General features: G+C 45.2%; 18 protein-coding genes and 2 pseudogenes. 8 read left to right on the top strand and 12 right to left on the bottom strand.

From position 1 onward, the window contains the following. The first annotated feature begins 81 nt into the window (after positions 1 to 81). The 4 genes and pseudogenes from C3420_RS12650 (at position 82) to C3420_RS12635 (ending at position 6161) form a co-directional block, all read left to right on the top strand. Positions 82 to 731, top strand: a pseudogene (locus C3420_RS12650) (TetR/AcrR family transcriptional regulator). Positions 732 to 876: 145 nt separating this feature from the next. Continuing rightward, positions 877 to 3561: a phosphoenolpyruvate carboxylase gene (gene ppc / locus C3420_RS12645; RefSeq protein WP_004814090.1), complete on the top strand. Its 2685-nt coding sequence runs from the start codon at positions 877 to 879 to the stop codon at positions 3559 to 3561. 298 nt (positions 3562 to 3859) lie between these two features. Continuing rightward, entirely contained in the window at positions 3860 to 5155 is a 1296-nt protein-coding gene (locus C3420_RS12640) for a solute carrier family 23 protein (protein ID WP_103800702.1), read from the top strand. A 100-nt stretch (positions 5156 to 5255) separates the two neighbouring features. Then, complete coding sequence (locus C3420_RS12635; RefSeq protein ID WP_103800701.1) at positions 5256 to 6161, top strand: LysR family transcriptional regulator; 906 nt, start codon at positions 5256 to 5258, stop codon at positions 6159 to 6161. Here the strand turns inward: C3420_RS12635 and C3420_RS12630 are convergent. From C3420_RS12630 to ilvD (C3420_RS12605), 6 genes are all read right to left on the bottom strand, one after another. After that, positions 6158 to 6895 carry a sulfite exporter TauE/SafE family protein gene (locus C3420_RS12630; RefSeq protein WP_071321065.1) on the bottom strand — a complete coding sequence of 246 codons (738 nt, stop codon included), beginning with the start codon at positions 6893 to 6895 and terminating at the stop codon, positions 6158 to 6160. The two genes, C3420_RS12635 and C3420_RS12630, sit on opposite strands and share 4 nt — an antisense overlap. A 157-nt stretch (positions 6896 to 7052) precedes the next feature. Further along, the gene (locus C3420_RS12625) at positions 7053 to 7340 is read right to left on the bottom strand and encodes a chorismate mutase (RefSeq protein WP_076754788.1); all 288 of its coding nucleotides are present in this window, start codon (positions 7338 to 7340) and stop codon (positions 7053 to 7055) included. After that, complete coding sequence (locus tag C3420_RS12620; RefSeq protein ID WP_076754790.1) at positions 7321 to 8643, bottom strand: hypothetical protein; 1323 nt, start codon at positions 8641 to 8643, stop codon at positions 7321 to 7323. Before C3420_RS12620 ends, C3420_RS12625 begins: the two co-directional genes overlap by 20 nt. 155 nt (positions 8644 to 8798) lie before the next feature. Continuing rightward, the gene (gene ilvD / locus C3420_RS12615; RefSeq protein ID WP_048882621.1) at positions 8799 to 10484 is read right to left on the bottom strand and encodes a dihydroxy-acid dehydratase; all 1686 of its coding nucleotides are present in this window, start codon (positions 10482 to 10484) and stop codon (positions 8799 to 8801) included. Positions 10485 to 10959: 475 nt separating this feature from the next. After that, the gene (locus C3420_RS12610) at positions 10960 to 11163 is read right to left on the bottom strand and encodes a hypothetical protein (RefSeq protein WP_004895910.1); all 204 of its coding nucleotides are present in this window, start codon (positions 11161 to 11163) and stop codon (positions 10960 to 10962) included. A 198-nt stretch (positions 11164 to 11361) separates the two neighbouring features. Next, positions 11362 to 13191, bottom strand: coding sequence for a dihydroxy-acid dehydratase (ilvD, locus tag C3420_RS12605; protein ID WP_081405876.1), 1830 nt, complete (start codon positions 13189 to 13191; stop codon positions 11362 to 11364). A 403-nt stretch (positions 13192 to 13594) separates the two neighbouring features. Here ilvD (C3420_RS12605) and fmt point away from each other — a divergent pair, with 403 nt between their 5' ends. Then, positions 13595 to 14557, top strand: coding sequence for a methionyl-tRNA formyltransferase (gene fmt, locus C3420_RS12600; RefSeq protein WP_048882623.1), 963 nt, complete (start codon positions 13595 to 13597; stop codon positions 14555 to 14557). Then, complete coding sequence (gene rsmB, locus C3420_RS12595) at positions 14554 to 15858, top strand: 16S rRNA (cytosine(967)-C(5))-methyltransferase RsmB (protein WP_103800700.1); 1305 nt, start codon at positions 14554 to 14556, stop codon at positions 15856 to 15858. The genes fmt and rsmB overlap by 4 nt, the downstream gene beginning before the upstream one ends. Positions 15859 to 15909: 51 nt before the next feature. Here rsmB and zupT read toward each other — a convergent pair whose 3' ends face one another. The 4 genes from zupT to C3420_RS12575 all read right to left on the bottom strand — a co-directional run bounded on the left by zupT (position 15910) and on the right by C3420_RS12575 (position 20323). Further along, the gene (gene zupT / locus C3420_RS12590) at positions 15910 to 16725 is read right to left on the bottom strand and encodes a zinc transporter ZupT (protein WP_008306963.1); all 816 of its coding nucleotides are present in this window, start codon (positions 16723 to 16725) and stop codon (positions 15910 to 15912) included. Positions 16726 to 16807: 82 nt separating this feature from the next. Further along, entirely contained in the window at positions 16808 to 16918 is a 111-nt protein-coding gene (locus C3420_RS12585) for a methionine/alanine import family NSS transporter small subunit (protein ID WP_004814066.1), read from the bottom strand. Between the two features lie 10 nt (positions 16919 to 16928). Further along, positions 16929 to 18404, bottom strand: coding sequence for a sodium-dependent transporter (locus tag C3420_RS12580; protein ID WP_048882625.1), 1476 nt, complete (start codon positions 18402 to 18404; stop codon positions 16929 to 16931). A 476-nt stretch (positions 18405 to 18880) separates the two neighbouring features. After that, the gene (locus C3420_RS12575; RefSeq protein ID WP_048882626.1) at positions 18881 to 20323 is read right to left on the bottom strand and encodes an aldehyde dehydrogenase family protein; all 1443 of its coding nucleotides are present in this window, start codon (positions 20321 to 20323) and stop codon (positions 18881 to 18883) included. A 303-nt stretch (positions 20324 to 20626) separates the two neighbouring features. On the opposite strand from C3420_RS12575, the gene C3420_RS12570 reads away from it, so the two are divergent. Together C3420_RS12570 and C3420_RS12565 are read left to right on the top strand one after the other, a co-directional pair. Continuing rightward, entirely contained in the window at positions 20627 to 21319 is a 693-nt protein-coding gene (locus C3420_RS12570; RefSeq protein WP_103800699.1) for a TIGR04219 family outer membrane beta-barrel protein, read from the top strand. A gap of 375 nt (positions 21320 to 21694) precedes the next feature. Continuing rightward, the gene (locus C3420_RS12565; RefSeq protein WP_048882628.1) at positions 21695 to 22255 is read left to right on the top strand and encodes a type 1 glutamine amidotransferase domain-containing protein; all 561 of its coding nucleotides are present in this window, start codon (positions 21695 to 21697) and stop codon (positions 22253 to 22255) included. 57 nt (positions 22256 to 22312) lie between these two features. Here C3420_RS12565 and C3420_RS12560 read toward each other — a convergent pair whose 3' ends face one another. Beyond that, positions 22313 to 22642 carry an ankyrin repeat domain-containing protein gene (locus C3420_RS12560; protein WP_103800698.1) on the bottom strand — a complete coding sequence of 110 codons (330 nt, stop codon included), beginning with the start codon at positions 22640 to 22642 and terminating at the stop codon, positions 22313 to 22315. A 77-nt stretch (positions 22643 to 22719) separates the two neighbouring features. Next, positions 22720 to 23020 (bottom strand): annotated as a pseudogene (locus C3420_RS17500) (hypothetical protein); the annotation flags it as partial.

The raw sequence follows: 23020 nt of genomic DNA, 5'->3' as shown, positions 1-23020 counted from the left end.
ATAGACTGCGCTATAGTGAACTGGTTATTTTTTAATTAATATACCATGCGGTACACTAATTAGAATTACCCCCATAAAACAATGACCATTTTTATTTTTTTGGAAAAAAATGTGCAAATTCCCGTAGGACGTCCTAAAGATCTCGAAAAGCGCCGGCGGATTCTGGATGCGGCCAAACACCTTTTTTTGCAGCATGGCTATCATGGTTCCAGCATGAACCAGATTGCGCAGGCTGCAGGCGTGACCAAGCTGACGGTATATAACCATTTTCAGGACAAAGCCACACTGTTTACCTGCGCGATTGAAGATACTTGCGAGCATCTGATTCCAGCCAGTCCAACGACACTGCTGCATGCCAAGAGCAATTTTTGTGATGCGTTGCATGAAGCCTGTATATTGTCGATGAATATGGTCAATCTGCCGGAAGCGATTAAACTGGATTTACTGCTGATGGAACTGGCTTCCGAGCAAAGCCCTTTAACCCAACAATTCTTTAATGCCTCGCATCTGCGATTAAGCCAGCTCTGGCAAGAGTTCTTTCATCTGGCCCAGAGCTATCATTTTATTCAGCAAGATGTCCATTGCGTCAAACTGAACTGATACTCTCACTGCTGTTTGGTAACCGGCATCAGAAAGTGCTGCTGGGTGTGTTTCCCGTACCTGCCTTAGAACAGCAGCAAATAATTATTCAGGACGCTATTCATATTTTCTTATTGCGCTATGCCGCCTAAACTGCCAATTTGTAATTAGATTCATACAAATTGGCATTCACCTTGCTATTTTATAGGCAGGTCGTGTCCGACTTTTGTCTGTAACGGGCTTGGAATGCTTTCCAAGCGCGGTATAGTCAGGAAATGCAACAGAGGGAATATAAAAATGGCTCAACAAATTGATGCACCACTACGCGAAGACGTACGTTTACTGGGCAATCTGCTCGGTGAAACCTTAAAGCTACATGCGGGGCAGGATTTGTTTAATCAGGTGGAACAGATTCGGGCGCTTTCCAAAGGTGCTCGCGACGGCCAGCTAGAAGCAGAAAAACAACTCGAACAGCTATTTCTCAGTCTGGAAGATGATGAAATTCTTCCGCTTACCCGCGCCTTTACCCACTTTCTGAACTTTGCCAATATTGCCGAGCAATATCACGTGGTCCGTCGTCGCCGTCAAAGCGAATTTGATGAAACTGCGGAATCGCCAAATCCCCTGGTTCCCCTATTTGAAAAATTTAAACAGCAGGAAATTTCCGCTGAAAGCCTATATCAGCAGATCTGTGAACTAAAAATTGAACTGGTACTGACTGCGCATCCGACTGAAGTCAGCCGCCGTACCTTGATTCAAAAATATGATGGTATCAATGACTGTCTGTCCAAATGCGACCAGCAGAAACTCACCCCTCGTGAACGCCAAGCTGTTTTGGCCGAACTGAAACAGCTGATCACATCTGCCTGGCAGACTGATGAAATCCGTCAGCATCGCCCGACACCAGTCGATGAAGCCAAATGGGGCTTTACTACCATTGAACAGACCTTATGGAATGCAGTACCAAAATTCATCCGTGAACTGGATGGCATGGTACAGCAACAGTGCGGTCAGTCATTACCGCTTAGTGTCGCGCCAGTACGTTTTGCTTCCTGGATGGGGGGTGACCGTGACGGTAACCCGAATGTGACCCATCACATCACTCAAGAAGTGTTATGGCTGTCACGCTGGAAAGCTGCTGATTTGTATTTACGTGATATTGAAGACCTGCGCTGGGAACTATCGATCCAGCAATGCAGTGAAGAACTGCAACAGGCGCTGGGCAGCTCACATCCGGAACCTTATCGTGAATACCTCCGTGATACTCGCGAACGCCTGAAAGCAACGCGTCACTGGCTGGCAGAAAAACTGCATGGTCATGATGCTGATGACAGCCAGGTAATTAAAACCAAAGATGAGTTATTACAGCCTTTATTACTGTGCTATCGCTCGCTGCTAGCGTGCAATCTGCCAGAAATTGCCAATGGCAAACTGCTGGACTTTATTTACCGTGTGAACAGTTTCGGCATTGAATTGCTGAAACTGGATATCCGTCAGGAATCTGGCCGTCACCGTCAGGCGATCTCTGCGATTACGGAGTATCTTGGCTTAGGTAATTTTGAAACCTGGACTGAACAGGCGCGTCAAAATTTCTTATTACAGGAACTGCAAAGCAAGCGTCCGTTATTACCCAAATACCTCAATGAACCGGCCGGTAGCCTGATTGAGCATCCGGATGTGCAGGAAGTCTTCGCGACCATGCGTACGCTGGCAGAACAGCCAAGTGAATCACTCGGTGCCTATATCATTTCGATGGCGGAATATCCAAGTGATGTACTGGCGGTTTTATTGCTGCAAAAAGAAGCAGGTATCAAACAGGCTTTACGTGTAGTGCCTCTCTTTGAAACTTTGAAAGACCTCGACGGCGCAGCCAGCACCATGTCGACCCTGTTCAATATGCACTGGTATAAACAGCATATTCAGGGCAAGCATGAAGTCATGATTGGCTATTCAGATTCAGCCAAGGATGCCGGTTTTATGTCTGCCAACTGGGCGCAATACCGTGCCCAAGAGGAACTGACGGCTGTTGCCAAACAGCATGGTATCCAGCTGACGCTGTTTCACGGCCGTGGCGGTTCAATCAGCCGAGGGGGTGCTCCAACACAACAGGCCCTGTTCTCACAACCACCCGGCTCGATCTCGGGGGCGATTCGTGTCACTGAACAGGGTGAGATGATCCGCTTCAAGTTCGGTCTGGAAGGCATCGCGCTACAAAACCTGGAGATCTATACCGCGGCAACATTGGAAGCAACGCTATTGCCGCCCCCTGTGCCGAAAACAGAATGGCGTGATCTGATGCATCAGATGACTGATTTATCGGTACAGGTCTATCGTCAGACAGTCCGTGAAAATCCCCACTTTGTGAAATACCTGCGTACGGTAACGCCTGAGCTGGAACTGCAAATGCTGCCCTTAGGTTCACGTCCAGCGAAACGTAAAGTCAGTGGCGGGATTGAATCTTTACGTGCAATTCCTTGGGTCTTTGCCTGGACCCAGATCCGTTTGATGCTACCTGCCTGGCTCGGTACGGGTGCTGCATTAAATGAGGTACTGGATCAGGGTCAACGTGCCACACTCGATGAAATGCTAGCGCAGTGGCCATATTTCCAGACCCTGATTGATATGCTGGAAATGGTCCTGTCCAAAGCAGATGGTGATGTGGCATTGTATTATGAGTCACACTTGACTCATGATCCCGACCTAAAAGTATTGGGTGAAGAACTGCGTCAACGCCTGAAAGATGCGGTACAAACGCTGCTAACCTTAAAAGGTGAATCAAAACTGCTGACCAGTAACGATGTGCTGGATCAATCAATGCGTGTGCGTAAGCCCTATTTACTGCCGCTGCACTTATTACAGGCCGAACTGATGAAACGCCGTCGTCTGTATCTGGCAGAGCAAAATGCTGAACACACCCCGGTAGATCATGCCTTAATGGTAAGTATTGCCGGAATTGCCGCTGGTTTACGTAATACGGGCTAAGTAATTTTTAATCATGAAGGAGCACATCTCCATGATGTGCTTTTTTATTGATCAGTCAATAGCCAAAAAAGCTTTCTTTTATATATCACATTAGATTTATTTATAGATCATCCCAAGAAGTAGCTGATGAATTAATCTACTGATTTCACTTTATTTTTAAACCACTTTACTTTTACCACACGGTAAAATCTCAAATAAAGTCATAGAATTAATTTGAACAAAAATTTTGTTTTGGTAATTAAATCTTCGAAAGAACAAGAGTATGATGTGCTCAATTTATCTTTTGAGTGCTCATTTTATGTCCAGTTGGTTTCCCAAATGGCGCCCTTATGAGGGCAGTATCGATGCACGACCAGTAGGTACCGCAGAGTATTTACCACCCGCACAAACTGTAATTCTGGGTGTACAACACGCTTTTGCAATGTTTGGTGCCACTGTACTGGCACCGTTTTTAATGGGCTTTGATCCAAACCTGGCAATCTTAATGTCAGGGATCTGTACCATTCTGTTCTTTATAATGACAGGTGGTCGAGTTCCAAGTTATTTAGGTTCAAGCTTTGCCTTCATTGGTGTGGTGATTGCGGCAACCGGTTATGCCGGTGGTGCTGGCCTCAATCCGAATATTGGCGTTGCAGCAGGCGGGATTATTGCCTGTGGTATCTTCTATGCCTTGATGGGTTTTCTGGTCATGGCAACAGGGACCCGCTGGATTGAAAAACTGATGCCACCAGTCGTCACTGGTGCGGTGGTCATGATTATTGGCTTAAACCTGGCTCCTGTGACTGTAAAAAGCGTGATGGGCAATACTTTTAATATGTGGATGTCTTTGGTCACAGTATTGTGTATGGGTTCAATTGCCGTATTCACTCGTGGCTTACTGCAACGTCTATTATTATTAGTCGGTCTATTGTTAGCGTATCTGATCTATTTCGTACTTAGCAATGTCATGGGTTATGGCACTGCAATCAATTTCCTGCCAATTCAGCAGGCTGCCTGGTTTGGTTTACCGACCTTCCATGCGCCGACTTTTGAGTTGAATGCCATGCTGATTATTGCACCGATTGCCTTGATTCTGGTCGCTGAAAACCTCGGGCATATTAAAGCAGTCGGCGCAATGACTGGAGAAAACCTGGATCCGCATATCGGTAAAGCCTTTGTTGCAGATGGTGTTGCGACTACCTTGGCTGGTGGTGTCGGTGCTCCGGGGATGACCACGTATGGTGAAAACATCGGTGTGATGGCTGTGACTCGTGTCTACTCCACCATTATTTTTGCCGTAGCCGGTGTGTTTGCTGTGTTCCTGGGTTTATCACCGAAGTTTGGTGCAATCATTCATACCATTCCAACTGCGATTCTGACTGGTGCTTCGATTGTAGTCTTTGGTTTGATCACCATTGCCGGTGCAAAAATCTGGATTGAAAATAAAGTCGACTTCTCACAAAACAAAAATCTGATGGTAGCAGCAGTGACCATTATTCTGGGTACGGGTGACTTTGCCCTGACCTTCGGTAACTTTAACCTAGGTGGAATTGGTACTGCAACATTTGCAGCCTTATTCCTGAACTGGTTCTTCAGCCTGGTCGATAAAAAATAGATTCCAAGTAATTAATTTAATAGCAGCTGCCAAGGCTGCTTTTTTTATGTCAGAAGAATTGTTTAAGATAGGTGGATTCTTTGCAATGAGCATCCTGTAGATGCGTCTGGATTTATTTGATTTACAGCTGTTTTTAAATATTGTTGAGACTGGCAGCCTGACCAGGGGTGCCGAATACTCGTCAATTTCCTTGCAAGCTGCCAGTGAAAGGATTAAAAAACTGGAACAGCACTATCAGGTCAACCTGTTCATCCGTCATTCTGGCGGAGTAAAACTCACTTTTGCCGGACAGGTCTTCGCTGAACATGCTCAAGCCATCCTGCAACAGGGACAACAGCTGTCACGAGCTATGGCAGTTTTTAGTGAAGGACAGCATTCTAATATCAGCTTGTGGTGTAACTCATCGGCACAAAGTGAATATCTTCCCCTGTTGCTACCCACGTATCTGGTCAATAACCCCAATATCCAGATTGATCTAAAAGAAGCAGAGAGCAATGACATTATTGCAGCATTGACCAGTGGCACTGCCAAACTTGGTTTAATTTCCAGCTTCTTTGCTACTCCACAGTTGCAAACCCTGGAATTTTCAGATGATCCTTTGGTGCTAATCTGTCCGGAACAGCATGATCTAAGTACCGGCAAAGCATTAAAATTAGGGGACTGTCTGAATTATCCCTTTGTGGGTTTAATGCAATATCACTCCTTACAACAGTCCATTGAAACCCAGGCCAGATTACTCCACTGCGAAATCCAATACCGCTTAAGATTGCCGAATTTTGCTGCTATTGCTCAGGTGGTTGCGAATGGTGTTGGCATTGCCATCATGCCGCAACGTGCTGCGCAACGTTTGGCCAAGCTCTATTCGTTTAAGCAAATCCAGTTGTCTGGAGATTGGGCCAACCGCAAGTTACTGTTAGCTGCGAAAAATTTTGATGAACTGAGTGCTGCCTATCAACATTTTAGCCAGTTTTTACTTTCTGCCGAGATTCAGAAGGCCTTGGATTAAATCCAGCCGAACTGGTGCAGTATCATATAACTGCCCAGAGCAATCAGACCGATAAAAAATACAGTACGGAATTTCTGCTCAGGAATGCGATAGCGAATTTTTTTACCCAACCACATGCCGATGAGCGCAGGAACTAAAGCAATTGCCGACATCGCATAATCGATCGGAATGTCTTCCACAGGATTTTGATGCAGGAAAATCGCCAGACACAACGTCGAGGTGGTAAAGGCTAAGCCTAAAGCCTGTACCAGATCATCACGTTTTAAATGTAAAGTCTGTAGATAAGGGACGACTGGAATCACCACGACCCCTGTGGCAACGGTTAAAGCACCACCGAGATAACCCATAATTGGAGACAGCCAGCTCTCATGCCGGCTTAAATCCGGCATCTTTTTCGCAAACAAGCCATACAGCCCGTATAAGGCCAACATCCCGCCCAACAGAGCTTCGCTGTGAAATTCAGAATGTCCCAGGGTCGGGAAAACACTCCACACTGAACCGACGATGATACCTAACAACAGCAGCCAAAAACGGCGTATCAGCTGTAACACATGACCTTCAGCAAAGAGTTGCCAGAAATTGGTCAGCATGGAGGGAATGATCAGTAAAGTTGCCGCTTGAAAGGGACTCATGAAAATAGTCAGTAAACCCATAGAAACTGCGGGTAAACCTAAACCAATCGTACCTTTAATCAGACCTGCCAAGGTAAAAATGGCAATAACGAAAGCAATCATCTGATGATCCCAAATTTATTTAGGACCATGCTATAAAAATTACTGCCAAAGAAAAATCAGGGTTTTAAGGATACAGCCTCAAGCAAATCTTGAGGCTCAAGATGTACTTTGCTGGAAAGCATCAGATTGACCAGCACAGATTTTAAATAAAGGGCGCTTAAGGACGAAATTCTTTCAGTTCGCGCTGAATAAAATGCTGAAACATTTCCCGATACAGGTGCTCGATAAATACTGGATCAATGCCCTGCTTTTGAGCCAGAGCTTTGACATTTTCGACAACCTGCTCCATCCGTTCCGGAGATTGCAGGTCAGTTTCAGTTTTCTTGAAACGGGTGGTTTGGTCTACATAAAACTGGCGCGCAGCAATCAGCTCAACCAAAGCTGTATCAATCGCGTCAATCTGCTCACGTGCATGTTGTAATGATTCAGCTTTTACTTTGTTCATGTTTATTCAGTTCACTTTCAGTTTGATTATCACTCTTATACTTTTCTTCTAACACATTACTGAAAATACTTTCAATCATCCAGACACGATATAAACTATTAAATACAAAACTTTGATTATCAATCCGAAGTTCCAGCACCGGCAAGTTGGGCTGAGACTTCATTTCACAGAGCATATCATTGTCTTTCAGCTTGGCCTGAATATCTTCTTCGGTCAGTTGCCCAATTCCCAGTTCCTGCTGTAAGGCATTGAAATGTGGGGTATAACTCAAGTCACGTCCACGCGTCCAAACCGCCTGCAAAATCCGGTACATCGCATCCACCCGCCCTTCTTCCGGGCAGCTGTAATACAGCTGTGCCATCGGCAAAATGCTTTGTACCGTCGGTCGGCAAAATGGGGTAAATTCGACTTCAGTCCGTTTTGACAGACGCGTTGCCAGTCCCCAGTCAAAGCCATCACGGCCACGATAAGACAGCGGATAGACATTCAGATGGATATTATAAAAATCGGCCAGTTCTTCCTTAATATAGGCCAGCAACAGCCAGGAAATTGGATCTTCCAGGGCAATATACAGATCCAGTTCCGGATCTAAGCCCTGAATTTCATTCAGTTCTTCAGCATCACTGATCAGGTGCTCACGCCATTCAATATGATTGATCAGGAAGATTGGATTACCCGTCAGTAATTTTTGCTGTTTCAGACGGCGGGTTAAACGCAGCAGATCATCTACCGCATGATACTGACGGCCACCGAAATCAAAATAGCTGGCCAAAACCGGGGTTGTGTCAAAGACCCGTTCAGAAAAATCCTGTGGCTGATGATGGCGACTGGCCATGGTATGCAAGGTACGCAGTTTGCCATACTGCTTTTGCCAGAGCATATGAAAGATATCTTCCAGCAGATAAAGAAAATCCTGGCCACGCAATGGTGTTCGGCGCAGAATGGTTTCGGCCTGTTTTAAGGCTTCTGCAGTGGGTAATTCTGGTGTTTCATGAAAGCTGAAACGATGCTGTCTGGAGAGGATTTTGGCATCATTAATACAGTAATTTTGCCATTCTTCAAAAGACATCTGATTCGGTATTTCGCCACGTTGACTCGAAATTACCACCTTCAACGGTTTTAATTCCGGACTCAGGATCTCTTCCAGTTGTGGTAACAGCTGCACCGCCAGATAGCTATACACATCATCCAGCCGCAGATAAATCGTTAAGCCATCTTCAGCAGATAGCACCGCCTGGCGGGTTGGCTTTTGATAAAACCAACTCGATCGGATTGGATCGAACCAACGGCGTAACAGGGACATGAGATCAGCCTCAGTAGAGAATAACGCAGCAGATGACAGCGTCTAACTGCTACAGGATACTATCTTTTTCACCAGAATAGCAGATCGCCTGGATCTGCTGTATATGAAAAAACTTATATCAATTCAAGACAAAATGATCAATGTTTACAGAGCCCTTAGATCTCGAGATTTAGGTCAGTCACTGCCCCGGTTTCTGCACCAGAGGTCAGTTTGGCAAACTTGGCTAATGCTCCATGCGTGTAATTCGGTTTTGGTTTAATCCAGGCGGCCTGACGTGCAGCGATTTCCTCATCCGAGACATGCCAGGTCATTTCACGGGTTTCAGCATTTATCGAAATCTCATCGCCATTTTGTACCAGACCGATCGGTCCACCTTCATAGGCTTCAGGGGTGACATGACCAATCACAAACCCATGACTACCACCGGAGAATCGACCATCGGTAATCAGTGCTACGGAATCCCCTAAGCCTTTACCAATAATCGCTGAGGTCGGTTTCAGCATTTCTGGCATGCCTGGTCCACCTTTAGGACCAACACCGCGAATTACCACCACTTCACCCGGCTGAACTTCACCATCCAGAATCCCGCGCATGGCGCCCTGTTCACCCTCAAAGACCCGTGCTGGTCCTTTGAAGTAAAGACCTTCCTTACCGGTAATTTTGGCCACGGCACCTTTTGGTGAAAGGTTACCTTTCATAATGATCAGATGTGAATCTTTTTTCACCGGCTGGTCAAATGGCAGGATAATCTGCTGACCTTCAGGATAATCTTCAACATCCGCCAGGTTTTCTGCCAGAGTTTTACCAGTCACAGTCAGGCAGGAACCATCCAGCATACCGGCATCCAGCATACGTTTCATCAATGGTTGAATCCCGCCAATCGCAATCAGCTCCGACATCAGATATTTACCCGATGGACGTACATCAGCAACTACAGGAATGTCTTTACCAATCCGGACAAAGTCATCCAGACTGAGCTCCACACCTGCAGTATGCGCCATAGCCAGCAGATGGAGTACACCATTGGTCGAACCACCCAAAGCAATCAGCACTTTAATTGAATTTTCGAATGCTGCCTTGGTCATGATGTCACGTGGCTTAATATCCAGACGTAACAGATTCATCACGGCTTCACCGGCACGGGCACAGTCGATCTGCTTGTCTTCAGACACAGCTTCCTGTGCAGAAGAACCCGGCAGGCTCATACCAAGTGCTTCAATCGCAGAAGCCATGGAATTCGCGGTATACATCCCGCCACAAGAACCTGGACCCGGCAAAGCCACTTCTTCAATATGCTTGACCTGAATCGCATTGATTTCACCTTTGGCATGCTGTCCGACTGCTTCAAATACGGAAATCATGTCGGTATGACCTTCGCCCGGTTTGATGGTACCGCCATAAATAAACAGACCTGGACGGTTTAGACGTGCCAATCCCATGATGCAGCCCGGCATATTTTTATCACAGCCACCAATGGCAATTACGCCATCATAGGCCTGACAGCCGACCACTGCTTCAATCGAATCCGCAATGATTTCACGGGATAGCAAGGAGTATTTCATACCTTCAGTACCATTAGAAATCCCGTCGGAAATGGTAATGGTATTGAAGATAATGCCCTTACCTCCCGCAGCACTCACACCCTGCTCGACTGTACGTGCCAAGCCATCAATATGCATATTGCAAGGCGTGACATTGGCCCAGGTCGAAGCAATGCCAATAAAAGGGCGAGTAAAGTCTTCATCCTGAAAACCGGTGGCACGCATCATGGAACGGGCGGGTGCATTTTCAATACCTTCATAAACGGGGGCGGAATGCTCGCGGATATTCTGTTTACTCATTATTTTCTTCCTGGGCAATGACCAATCTTAAGCTTCGGTCTTGGGCAATTTACTTTAAGGTCATTGTATAGAAAGCATTCAGTATGTAAAAGAAATTAGCCTACAGAAAAACATTTTGATGAATCCTTAAAAATTTGAATCACATGACCAAACGACATGGATGTCGCTGTTTCGCTGCTCTACAGGGAAGTAGAGTTAGCGGAACAGGAGCGTTTTGTTACTTTTGCGCCGTCAAAAGTAAGATTCTGCCTATGCAAAAATTATTAAAACCCTAAAAGTGATTTGAGGCAGAGAATTATCGAACAATCAGACTAGCATTTGCAGTGCAATATCAGGGGGTTGCCACACGACCCGACTCGGACTTTTAAAGCCGAGTCTTTTTCTTGGACGATGGTTCAAATGTTAGAGAACTGAGATAGATTCATTCACATAGTCATTCAAATCACTGCTTGGCGCATTTTTAATATATGTGTGCTTAATTCAACTGATGAAGATCAAGTTCTTCATTGGATGCCAAGACCACAGATCCAAGAATCGGAGCCCCCAAAATCACAGGAACAGCTAAAATCCAGAATACGACGGTGTAATGTGGATCAAAGAAAAATTGAATACTAAGCGCGGCTAAAATCATAACGAGTACTAAAATTACGACAAAGCGGCTAATAAATTTCATTGACATGCGTGTAATCACTTTTGCATTGATACTGTATTTTTACTATACACCTACTTTTATTAAGCCTTTATTGGTTTTAAATATCTAAAGTACTGCCATGATTGCTTTTATGAAAGTTCACGTAATTTACCCAACCTTAAATATCTAAGAAATAAAAAAAGCACTCCATCTGGAGTGCTTTTTTGTGCTATAAAAATTTACAGCTTAGATATCACGTACTGCACCTTTCGCAGCACTCGTGGTGTGCATTGCATAGGCTTTCAAGGCTTTAGAAATCTTGCGTGGACGCTCTTCCGCAGGCTTCCAACCTTTGGCTTCTTGCGCTGCACGACGTTCTGCCATTACAGCGTCCTCAACAGCCAAATGAATCGTACGATTCGGAATATCGATTTCGATACGGTCGCCATCTTCAACCAGACCAATCGCACCACCTTCCGCAGCTTCTGGTGACACGTGACCAATTGAAAGACCTGATGAACCACCTGAGAAACGACCATCTGTTACAAGTGCACAGTCTTTCCCTAAACCTTTCGATTTCAGGTAGCTGGTTGGATACAACATTTCTTGCATACCTGGACCACCACGTGGGCCTTCGTAACGAATTATAACCACATCGCCGGCCGTGATTTTACCGCCCAAGATCGCTTCAACTGCTGAATCCTGGCTTTCAAATACACGTGCTGTACCGTTGAACTTCAAGATCGACTCATCTACACCAGCCGTTTTTACAATACAACCATCCAGTGCGATGTTGCCATAAAGTACTGCCAGACCGCCGTCTTTAGAGAAGGCATGTTCGGCATTGCGGATCACACCATTTTCACGGTCGCCATCTAGGCGTGAGTAGTACCGGTCTTGTGAGAATGCGGTTTGTGTTGGTACACCGCCTGGTGCTGATTTAAAGAAGTTATACACCTCTTCATCTTCAGTACGGATAATGTCCCATTTATCCAAGGCATCTTTTAAGGTTGCTTCATGGACGGTGGGTACAGAGGTATCCAACAAACCTGCGCGATCCAGTTCACCCAAGATCGACATGATACCACCAGCACGGTGTACATCTTCCATATGCACGTCCTGCTTTGCAGGTGCAACTTTACACAGGACTGGCACTTTACGAGACAGACGGTCAATGTCATTCATGGTGAAATCAACACCAGCTTCATGAGCAGCTGCCAATAAATGCAATACAGTATTGGTTGAACCGCCCATTGCGATATCTAAAGTCATGGCATTTTCATACGATGCTTTGGTTGCGATATTGCGTGGCAGCAAGCTGTAATCATTTTGCTCGTAGTGACGTTTGGTGATCTCTACGATGAGTTGACCTGCTTTTTCAAATAACTTTTTACGGTTTGCATGTGTAGCAAGTGTTGAACCATTACCTGGTAAAGACAGACCCAATGCTTCAGTTAAGCAGTTCATTGAGTTCGCTGTGAACATACCAGAACATGAACCACAAGTTGGACATGCAGAACGTTCATATGCTGCAACTTCTTCATCAGTGAAGCTATCATCTGCTGCAACCACCATGGCATCAACAAGGTCAATCGCGTGTTCATTACCACGGATTTTCACTTTGCCGGCTTCCATTGGACCGCCTGACACGAATACGACTGGAATGTTCAGGCGCATTGCCGCCATCAGCATCCCCGGTGTGATTTTGTCACAGTTCGAGATACAGACCATTGCGTCAGCACAGTGTGCATTCACCATGTATTCTACAGAGTCCGCAATCAAGTCACGTGAAGGCAGTGAATACAACATGCCGTCGTGACCCATCGCGATACCATCATCCACAGCAATGGTATTAAATTCTTTTGCTACGCCGCCTGCTTGTTCAATCTGACGCGCCACCAATTGACCGAGGTCTTTAAGATGTACGTGGCCCGGAACGAACTGGGTAAATGAGTTGACCACTGCAATAATTGGCTTGCCGAAGTCTTCATCCTTCATACCAGTGGCGCGCCATAAGCCACGCGCACCCGCCATGTTTCTTCCGTGTGTCGATGTTTTTGAACGATAGTCAGGCATTGTGTTATTCCAACAAAGGTTGTGCTTGAGATGAATGAGTTCATTCACTCTGGCGAAATCTGTCTGATCGAGAGCATGAAATCAGTCGAAAATTGAACATATCATACACCAAGTTACACGGCGGACCAGGCACTTATCGATGTGACAGTGTGGGATATGCTCAGAGCAGTTTCAGTACGTACACGATTAAAATCTTTTATTAAAAACTACTATACCGCTATCGTTCCGGATTAAATACAAAACTTTCATGAATATTTTTTACAATTTGCATGAGTTTTTTTTATATGAAATTTGAGTGATTTATCACGGTAATGGGTGGTACTGAGCTGTAAGCTTTTGCTGAATTAGGCTGCGAATTGCCTTATGCCTTATAATGCCTTTAAGTTTATTTGGAATTTCATCCGTGAAAATCATTTTTGCAGGCACACCAGAATTTGCAGCCACTGCATTGGCTGCGCTGCTAAAGACCGACCATGAGATTGTGGCGGTGTATACCCAGCCAGACCGTAAAGCAGGTCGCGGTCAAAAACTCACTGCATCTGCGGTTAAACAGCTGGCACTGGAACACAATATTCCGGTTTATCAACCGCTACACTTTAAATCTTCAACAGACGAAGGTCTGGCAGCTCAAGCTGAGTTAAAAGCCTTAAATGCGGATGTCATGGTTGTGGCAGCCTATGGTCTGATCCTGCCGCAAGTGGTTTTAGATACGCCGAAATATGGCTGTCTGAATATTCACGGTTCATTACTGCCGCGCTGGCGTGGTGCCGCACCGATCCAGCGTGCCATCGCAACGGGTGATGCCGAGACTGGTGTGACCATTATGAAAATGGCGGCTGGTCTGGATACTGGCGACATGATGTATAAAACCATCTGCCCGATTGAGCCACAAGACACCTCTGCTTCTTTGCATGACAAGCTGGCTCAGCAAGGTGCTGAAGCAACAGTCAAAGTGCTGGAATCAGAAGAATCTCTACAGCACTATCTTGATCACCGCGAAGTGCAGGATGAAGCGCTTACGGTTTATGCACATAAATTGTCCAAGGCAGAAGCTAAAATTGATTGGACTCAGGATGCGGTCACGATTGACCGCAATATCCGTGCATTTAATCCATGGCCAGTGGCTTTTACACCTATTGATGAAACAAATAACCTGCGCGTTTGGGGTTCTTTGTTATCTCATGAAAATGCGGAAGGTAAGGCCCCTGGAACTATTCTCGCGCTAGATAAACATGGCGTACATGTGGCTTGTGGTGATCAAAAAGCTATTTGCCTGACCTCACTGCAGTGGCCGGGCGGTAAAGCGCTGAATCCGGTTCAAATCAATCAAACCCAAAAATTACATGTAGGACAAATACTGGCATGAGTCATTACGAAGCCGGCACATCACACCTGAACTTACGTGCCCAGGTGATTCGCACCCTGCTCGCGGTACAGCAAGGGCAATCGCTTGCCAGTGTTTTGCCACAACATCTTGGCAAAGTGGCAGAGCGTGACCGTGCCCTGTTTCATGAACTGGTTCTTGGGACACTGCGTCAGTGGTATGCGCTGAAAAGCGTGACCCTACCATTACTGGTGAAACCGATTAACAATCATACGGTCGAAACCTGTCTCTATGTTGGTCTGTATCAGCTACTGGAAACCCGGATTGCGCCGCATGCCGCAATTTCTGAGACCGTAACGGCGGTTAAACAGCTCGGTTATCAGGCTTTAAGTGGTGTAGTGAATGCCATCCTGCGTCGTGTTTCACGTGAAACACCTGAATTCCAGGCAGCATTAAAACAGGCGCATGGTTTGCCAAGCTGGTTATATAAACGCTTAAAGAAAGACTGGCCTGAACAGCTGCTGGAACTTAGCACTGAACTGAAACAGGTGGCTCCTCTGACCTTACGCGTCAATGAACGTCAAGTGAGCCGTGATGAGTATTTAGAAATTCTGGAAGAGCATGATATTGCTGCGCATGCCTGCAGTATTTCTGAAGTGGGTATCGTGCTGGATGAAAGTGTCCATGTACCGCACCTGCCCGGCTTCGATGTTGGTGGTTTCTCGGTACAGGATGAGCATGCCCAGCTCTGTGCCACTTTACTGCCCAACCTGAATAATAAATATATCGTCGATGCCTGCGCAGCACCGGGTGGCAAGACCGCACATATCCTGGAAAAATACAGTCCTAAAAAGCTGATTGCACTGGATCAGGATGCCAAACGTCTGCTGCGCGTCCAGGAAAACCTGGAACGTCTACTACTTGAAGGTGAGCATGTAGAAATCGTTACTGCTGATGCGATCAGCTGGCAGGCGGCTGAGCAGCCGGACTGTATCGTACTGGATGCGCCGTGTTCAGCGATTGGCGTGATGCGTCGTCATCCGGATATTCGCCTGCTGCGTCAATCCACTGATATCGCCCAGACGGTGGAATTGCAAAAACAGATTCTGGAAAATATGTGGCAGCAACTGAAAGTTGGCGGTACTTTGCTTTATATCACCTGTTCGATTCTAAAAGCAGAAAATGAACAGCAGATGGTCGAGTTCTTTACTACCCATGCGGATGCTAAAGAAATCAAGATCGAAGCGAATTGGGGTATTGAGCAGATTCATGGTCGTCAGCTGTTACCGAAAGCGGGTCAAGGCGATGGTTTCTTCTATTGCCGAATCGAAAAAACAGCTTAAATAGTTGTTTGAAGAAAAAGGCAGCTTCGGCTGCCTTTTTTTATTCTGGATTTATTGGAGAAATTTGAAAATTACCAGACTGCTGGCAAGGGCCGCCATCCCGCTAATCAGGCCATAAACCGTTTCGTGACCTTTGGAATAACGCTTGGCGGTTGGCAACATTTCATCCAGTGCCAGATAGACCATCACGCCACCGATCAGACCGAAAATGATGCCATAGATGGTGGTATTCAGATACGGTGCCAGAATGAAGTAGCCCAATGCGGCTCCCAAAGGTTCCGCCAGACCAGAAACCAAACTGGCGAGCAATGCATAGGATTGTCGATGTGTCGCCATATATACCGGTAAAGCAATCGCTACACCTTCCGGGATATTGTGAATCGCAATCGCTACCGCTAACGGCGCACCCAGCATCGGGCTTTCCAGCGTTGCAAAAAAGGTCGCCATGCCTTCCGGCAAATTATGTGCAGTAATGGCAAATAACGTGAGCAAGCCGGTACGCAGCAACTGTTCCTGTCCTAGGTCCTGGGTATTATTTTTTTCCAGGGTCTCATGCGGATTGGGGACCAAATGATCCAATAACAGCACCAAGACTGCACCCAGTAATAAAGTCAAGGTTCCCCAGGCATACCCCATTTTCGCGCCATACGCCACGCTAAAAGAATCAATGGATTTAGTCAGAATCTCAGTAAGAGACACATAAATCATCGCTCCAGCAGCAAAGGCCAGACCGAAGGACATGACACGCAGGTTGGGCTTTTTTAAAAATAACACCAGTCCCCCACCCACCACGGTGGCCAAGCCGGCAAATAGAGTTACGGCAAAGGCTGTATAGACTTGTGCATCAGTAACGGAAGCAATACCCATAAGTCAGCCATTAAAAAAGTCATTATCAGCAAAGATGATAATGACTTTCATTTACAGCAACAATCAGTTTATGTGAAGATTGTTAGTCTTCTGGTTCTTCCGGATTTTTTGCCAGATGAATCACAGACAGTACCAGACCACCCCATAATAAAACGATGGAGAAAATCATCATGATCAATGCAGATGTATTCATATTGGTTCTCCTAACTATGATGGTCTTTAACTAGACTGAGCAGAATGGCGCCCAGAATAAAGAATGCAAGGGTACCCCCACCAATCGTCCATAGCGTACTTGCGGGATAACCACCATAGCCTTCTGCCATGATTGATTTCAGGGTTAAACCCAATGCCAGCAATAATGACAAAGGCGTGATCACTGTCAGCATGAACTTCCAGCTGGCACCAAGTTTCACACTGGCAAATTCATTGACATGCATTTCCAGCTGTTTCATCAATGGACGGCGGAACCAGGACAATAAAATAATCGATAACAGGCCACCACCGACAATACCGATGTTATTGGCAAAGTAGTCAATAATGTCGACAAATGTAATGGCACTATGGGTCGAGAAGATCAAAGTCGATACCACTGCTGAACCACCGGCAATAATCGTCACGGACTTGTTCTTTGACCAGCCCAGCTTGTCCTGGAATGCCGCAATTGGCACCTGCAGGATACTGACCATGGAGGTAATACCCGCCACTGTTAATGACGCAAAGAATAGGAAGCCGAACAGGTCACCGCCTGCACCTAAACTGGAAATGATTTTCGGGAAGGCAATAAAGGCCAGACCGATACCACCAGAGACTACATCTTCAACCTTTGCACCTGAGCTGAATGCCATGAAACCAAGTGCTGCAAAGACACCAATACCCGCCAGAATTTCAAAAGACGAGTTTGCCAATGCCACCACGATACCTGAACCGGTCAGGTTGGTTTTACGTTTCAAGTAAGATGCATAGGTCAACATAATCCCGAAACCCACGGAAAGTGAGAAGAAGATGTGACCAAAAGCTGCCAGCCAGACTTTATAATTGGTCATGGCTTCCCAGTTTGGAGTAAAGAAGGCATTTAAGCCATCGACTGCACCAGGTAAACGTACCGCCTGGATCACCAGGATCGTGAATAAAATCACCAGCAATGGCATAAAGATTTTATTCGCCAGTTCCACCCCACGGCGTACTCCACCGTAAAGGATCAGCATCACCGCTGCCCAAACGACTACCAGGCCAAAAAACAGTACCGGAACAAAACCGAAGGTCAGGCCTTCACCATTTTGCAGGTAGGTATTGAAGAAGAAGCCTTGAGTATCGGTTCCCCACTGTTGTCCGAAGGAATAGAACATATAGCTGCCAGCCCAGGACAATACGCTGGCATAATAAATCCCGATGATCAGGGTCACCATCACCTGCCACCAACCCAGAGATTCTGCATTCATGAGTTTTTTATAGGCCATCGGTGGTGCTTTGCGGAACTTGTGTCCAACTGCATAATCTAAAAACAATAATGGCAAACCTGCTGCGAAAATCGCAATCAGATAAGGAATCAGGAATGCACCTCCGCCATTTTCATAGGCAACGTATGGAAAGCGCCAAATATTCCCTAACCCTACTGCAGAGCCAATCGCTGCAATAATAAATCCTGATCGTGCCGACCAATTCTCTCGAGTATCTGTCATAGAACACCTAAACCTTAGGTCTCTTTAGATGCTGCTTATTATGGTTATCGCGCGAGCAAAAAAAGTACCAATAAAAATAATTCTGGGTGCTTCAATTGGAGCTTTGCCTTGTGAGCTTCAGCTTCTAAATCAGCCAACGGTCTAGCATGTCAAATCCTGGATAAAGCATCTTGCCCACACTGTCCGTGTATATGGATTTAACAATACTGAGTTTTAAGTATGATTTGTGTAAATTCTGCTCCTAATATTAATTTTTTATAATATATCTTGTTCAACCGCTCAATATTTCTCCAAGCTTAGCTTGATTTATTAAGTTATAAGTGAATTAACTTTTAGGAATATATTGTTTTTTAAGTATATCTTGATGAGTTATAAAAATTATTCCTGTTCTCTTCTTATTGAATAGCTGAACTTTAAAAACTCAGATCATGAGCAAATGTGCGCATGATCTGAACACTTAAAATTTAAATCATTATTCAGGCTTTAATTACCAGTATTCGTTCTTCCTGCATGTCACGAATTGCAGACTGGATGCCTTCACGCCCTAATCCCGAATCCTTTACACCGCCATACGGCATATTATCAACACGGAAGGATGGAATGTCGTTGATGATCACGCCACCGACATGCAACTGGTTCCAGGCATACATCATCTTGTTCAGGTTCTGGGTATAAACACCCGCCTGCAAACCAAAACGACTGCTGTTGATGCATTCAATCCCAGCCTCAAAATCGCTGTATTTTTCCAAGATTGCCATCGGACCAAACACTTCATCCTTATATACTTCTAGCCCATGATCGACATCTTCCAGTAAGGTCGGCTCAAACATCACACCATCCAGCTTGCCGCCACTGAGCACTTTAGCGCCTTTCTTCACGGCTTTATCCAGCCATTTTTTCAAACGCTGGGCTTCAGCTTCCTTGATCATTGGACCGACCAGGGTGGTGTCCAAATCAGGATCCGCTGGTTTGAGCTTTTTCAGTTTGGTTACCAGTTTTTTCTTCACCTCAGCGTAGATATCTTGATGCACCAAAATACGCTGCACGCTAATGCAGACCTGTCCGGCATGACCAAAAGCACCACCGATCAGGCGATCAATAAAGCTATCCGTGATTTCAGTATCAGGCTCGATCATTACCGCGGCATTACCACCCAGTTCCAGCGTAACTTTCTTGCGCCCTGCCCGTGCTTTCATATCCCAACCGACCACATCAGAACCGGTAAAGCTGAGCATTTTGAAACGGTCATCCGTCACCAGTACATCCGCCAGTTCACGTGGACAGGGCAGTATCGAGAACGCATTTGGTGGTAAATCAGTCTCTGCCAGAATCTCAGCAATCTTTAAGGCTGACACCGGTGTCAGGCTGGCAGGTTTTAAGACAAAGGGACAGCCCGCTGCAATTGCAGGCGCAATCTTGTGAGCGGTCAGATTCAGCGGAAAATTAAAAGGACTGATCAGGGAGACGGCGCCAATCGGAACCTGTTTCACAAAACCCTGATAGCCCGATGCAGCTGCTGTAACTGCCAATGGCATCATACGGCCTGAATCAACCTGAGTCACGGCATCGGCAGCAATCTGGAAAGTATTGATCAGACGTTCCACTTCAGCTGCGGCAGCTTTACGTGGCTTACCCCCCTCAGCAATCAGAATCTCGGTCAACTGACCACGAATTTCATTAAAGCGCTTCACACAGTGCAACAGGATTTTCTGTTTTTGATAAGGCTCCAGAGCCGCCATTTCCGCTTCGGCTTTGACTGCTGCTTTAATGGCTTTTTCCAGAATTTTGGCATCTGCCAGTGACACACGTGCGCAAACCTTATGCGTATATTTATCCTGAACCTCCAGCCACTCTGAGGTTTCCACTGCCTTACCTGCAACATAAAGCGGATAGTCGATTACTGCTCGGGGTTTAGTCATGTCATGTCCTTTCAGGGTCACGCAATATTTCGATATATTTGATTATATGCTCAATATCCAGTGACATGCGTTTTTAAAATGTAGACCTTAGTTGAGATGGCTGAAAAACCTGCTCTGTAATTGTTCCAGATCTAGCAAAATAAAACTGAACAATTAAGCTTAATCTGGCTGGATGGTTCCCCTACTTGCTGCCATATACATTTTGAAAATTACCTATATGATGCAGCTAGCCAGAAATACTAAAAATATGGATTTAGGTCATAAAACTGCTCAATTTGAGTCAAGCACAAGGAAATTCAACCTATGCACGCAAGAATCATCAATACCTTATTATGCGGACTGGCGCTGAGTAGCGTCAGCCATGCCGATATCATTGGTCTGAAAGCAGATGCCAGCTACTGGAATTTTAACGGATATAGCCAGTCTGACAATGCCAGTAAACATGATCTGGACCGTCAAGGTACGGCACAGCTGTCTGTAGCTTTGGAACATCGGGTACCGTTGTTGCCAAATGCGAAAATCAAATATATAAATCTCGACAGCAACAGCGAGCAAAGCACTGTACTTAATGCTTCAGATATCGAGCTGAACAATATTGACTATATTCTGTATTACGAATTGCTGGATACAGTTGTGCATGCGGATGTCGGTGTCGGCTTAAGCAATCTGGATGGTACGGTGAAAAACCTGAACGCCGGTGCTTTAAGCCAATATGATCTGGATGAATACAGCCCTCTGCTCTACGCAACAGCAGGTGTCAAACTGCCATTCACCGGGATGAGCGCCAAAGCTGAAGCTGTTTACAGCCATGGCAGCGACACTAAAAAGACCGATGTACAAGCTGAACTTCAATACGACTTTATTGATAATCTTGCTGTAGACCTCGGTGCCAAACTGGGTTATCGCATCATGAAAATTGATGCCGAGCAAAATAATGTGCCAGATCTTCAGCTGGAATTTAAAGGTCCTTATATCGGTCTGGACATGCACTTTTAATGAAAAGAATGACTTACAGAGTACTACTTAGATCTTGTAAGCCTAGGCGTACAACATAAGCTGTTATCTGCGTCTTTCAAGCTACATTAAGCTGCAGTATCTTAAACCCATAGAGAGCAGGATGCTCCAAAACATAAAAACAAAAATAAGCAGATGCACCAGGACGTGAGGTACGACAGGAGTTATACCTAAATCACGAAATACGGGAAAAGCCCCGATAGGATATCGGGGCTTTTTTCCATCTATTGTTTTTCTCTGTTGTTCTTTCAGGCCTTTCTTCTATAAATGCTTACAGTCCTCGGCTAAAAAAGCAACATTTCTAAAAATGCCTTATTGCTAAGCTAAAGACCCCTGCAGATATTGAGATTTACAATCATGGTCAAGAAAGTTCTGATTATCACCTCGAACGAAGGCATTGAACACGATGAATTAGTCCAGCCCCTGGATTTCTTGCAGTCACATGGTTTTGTGGTGATTCATGCTGCAGAAAAAAATGAAGACGTCCACACCATGGAAGCCGACAGCAAGCCAAGTGCACAATACACACCTGATACAACCATGCATGAAGTCAGTGTAGAAGATTATGATCTGCTGGTGATTCCTGGCGGAACAGTGAATGCGGATAAATTACGTATCAATGAAGATGCTCAACGCATCATCCAGTACTTTGCCGATAACCGGAAACCGATTGCGGCAATCTGTCATGGTCCATGGGCACTGATTGATGCGGGTCGCGTCAAAGATAAAAACCTGACTTCTTATAAGAGTATCAAGCTGGATCTAGAGAATGCCGGTGCAAAATGGGTGGATGAAGAAGTACACCGTTGCAATACCAATGGCTGGGTGCTGATTACTTCACGTAATCCGGATGATTTACCTGCTTTTAATACTGCAATTGTGGAAGAACTGGAAGCGGATATGGATATTATTCCGTAATCCTAAACCGTTCTCAAAAAGAAACCCCAGCTTGTGGGGTTTCTTTTTTTATTCTTTTTATTTAGGAATACTGCCTTTCAGGCTTTTTAAATATTCCACGACATCTTTATTGCCTGCCATTTCAGCCAGTTCTAAAGCGGTATAAGTACTGCGATGATCGACATCTGCGCCTTTACTCACCAGTAACTTCACCACTTCAAGATGATCATTTTCAGCAGCAGCCTGTAATGCGCTATAGCCTTCTTCATCGGCGGAGTTAACGTTTAAACCTTCTTGTAAGCCCTGCTCAACCTGTTCAACATCACCTAAGGAAGCCCAGTACACTAGTTCAGGAAGATGCAGTTCATCATCATCTTCAGGGATTGGGGAGAATGAATTGAGTTTCATATTAACAATCTTTAAGTTAGTACATTTAGTTAGAATATAAATAAGATTTCTGAAATTATCTAAAATACTTTTGTAGATTAGTCTTGTTTTTCCTCACCAAGAATTGCTGGTAAACGATATCTTTGCTTTGGTAATTCATATTGTCGAAGTAATTCAGAAATAAAAATTTTCTTTTTCCTTAAACTTATTTTTTTGTTATATAGAGAATTATCCATTATAAAATCATAAAGTTGTATGATTAATATGAATCCATATCTTAATACATAGAAACCTAAAAAAATTATTAATGAAACTAACAATAAAAATATAAAAAGCTTACCTAATCCGTAATCAACCATTGAAAATATGATATCGATGGATGTACCACTTGAAATAAGT

The sequence above is a fragment of the Acinetobacter sp. ACNIH3 genome (assembly GCF_002918965.1).
GTDB classification, from domain to species: domain Bacteria; phylum Pseudomonadota; class Gammaproteobacteria; order Pseudomonadales; family Moraxellaceae; genus Acinetobacter; species Acinetobacter schindleri.
This window is presented reverse-complemented; position numbering and strand designations above follow the sequence as displayed.

Bases quoted from the DNA above. Each gene is read 5' to 3' on its own strand.
- ppc (WP_004814090.1), top strand. From the start codon at position 877: ATGGCTCAACAAATTGATGCACCACTACGCGAAGACGTACGTTTACTG.
- C3420_RS12640 (WP_103800702.1), top strand. From the start codon at position 3,860: ATGTCCAGTTGGTTTCCCAAATGGCGCCCTTATGAGGGCAGTATCGAT.
- C3420_RS12635 (WP_103800701.1), top strand. From the start codon at position 5,256: ATGCGTCTGGATTTATTTGATTTACAGCTGTTTTTAAATATTGTTGAG.
- C3420_RS12630 (WP_071321065.1), bottom strand. From the start codon at position 6,895: ATGATTGCTTTCGTTATTGCCATTTTTACCTTGGCAGGTCTGATTAAA.
- C3420_RS12625 (WP_076754788.1), bottom strand. From the start codon at position 7,340: ATGAACAAAGTAAAAGCTGAATCATTACAACATGCACGTGAGCAGATT.
- C3420_RS12620 (WP_076754790.1), bottom strand. From the start codon at position 8,643: ATGTCCCTGTTACGCCGTTGGTTCGATCCAATCCGATCGAGTTGGTTT.
- ilvD (WP_048882621.1), bottom strand. From the start codon at position 10,484: ATGAGTAAACAGAATATCCGCGAGCATTCCGCCCCCGTTTATGAAGGT.
- C3420_RS12610 (WP_004895910.1), bottom strand. From the start codon at position 11,163: ATGTCAATGAAATTTATTAGCCGCTTTGTCGTAATTTTAGTACTCGTT.
- ilvD (WP_081405876.1), bottom strand. From the start codon at position 13,191: ATGCCTGACTATCGTTCAAAAACATCGACACACGGAAGAAACATGGCG.
- rsmB (WP_103800700.1), top strand. From the start codon at position 14,554: ATGAGTCATTACGAAGCCGGCACATCACACCTGAACTTACGTGCCCAG.
- zupT (WP_008306963.1), bottom strand. From the start codon at position 16,725: ATGGGTATTGCTTCCGTTACTGATGCACAAGTCTATACAGCCTTTGCC.
- C3420_RS12585 (WP_004814066.1), bottom strand. From the start codon at position 16,918: ATGAATACATCTGCATTGATCATGATGATTTTCTCCATCGTTTTATTA.
- C3420_RS12580 (WP_048882625.1), bottom strand. From the start codon at position 18,404: ATGACAGATACTCGAGAGAATTGGTCGGCACGATCAGGATTTATTATT.
- C3420_RS12575 (WP_048882626.1), bottom strand. From the start codon at position 20,323: ATGACTAAACCCCGAGCAGTAATCGACTATCCGCTTTATGTTGCAGGT.
- C3420_RS12570 (WP_103800699.1), top strand. From the start codon at position 20,627: ATGCACGCAAGAATCATCAATACCTTATTATGCGGACTGGCGCTGAGT.
- C3420_RS12565 (WP_048882628.1), top strand. From the start codon at position 21,695: ATGGTCAAGAAAGTTCTGATTATCACCTCGAACGAAGGCATTGAACAC.
- C3420_RS12560 (WP_103800698.1), bottom strand. From the start codon at position 22,642: ATGAAACTCAATTCATTCTCCCCAATCCCTGAAGATGATGATGAACTG.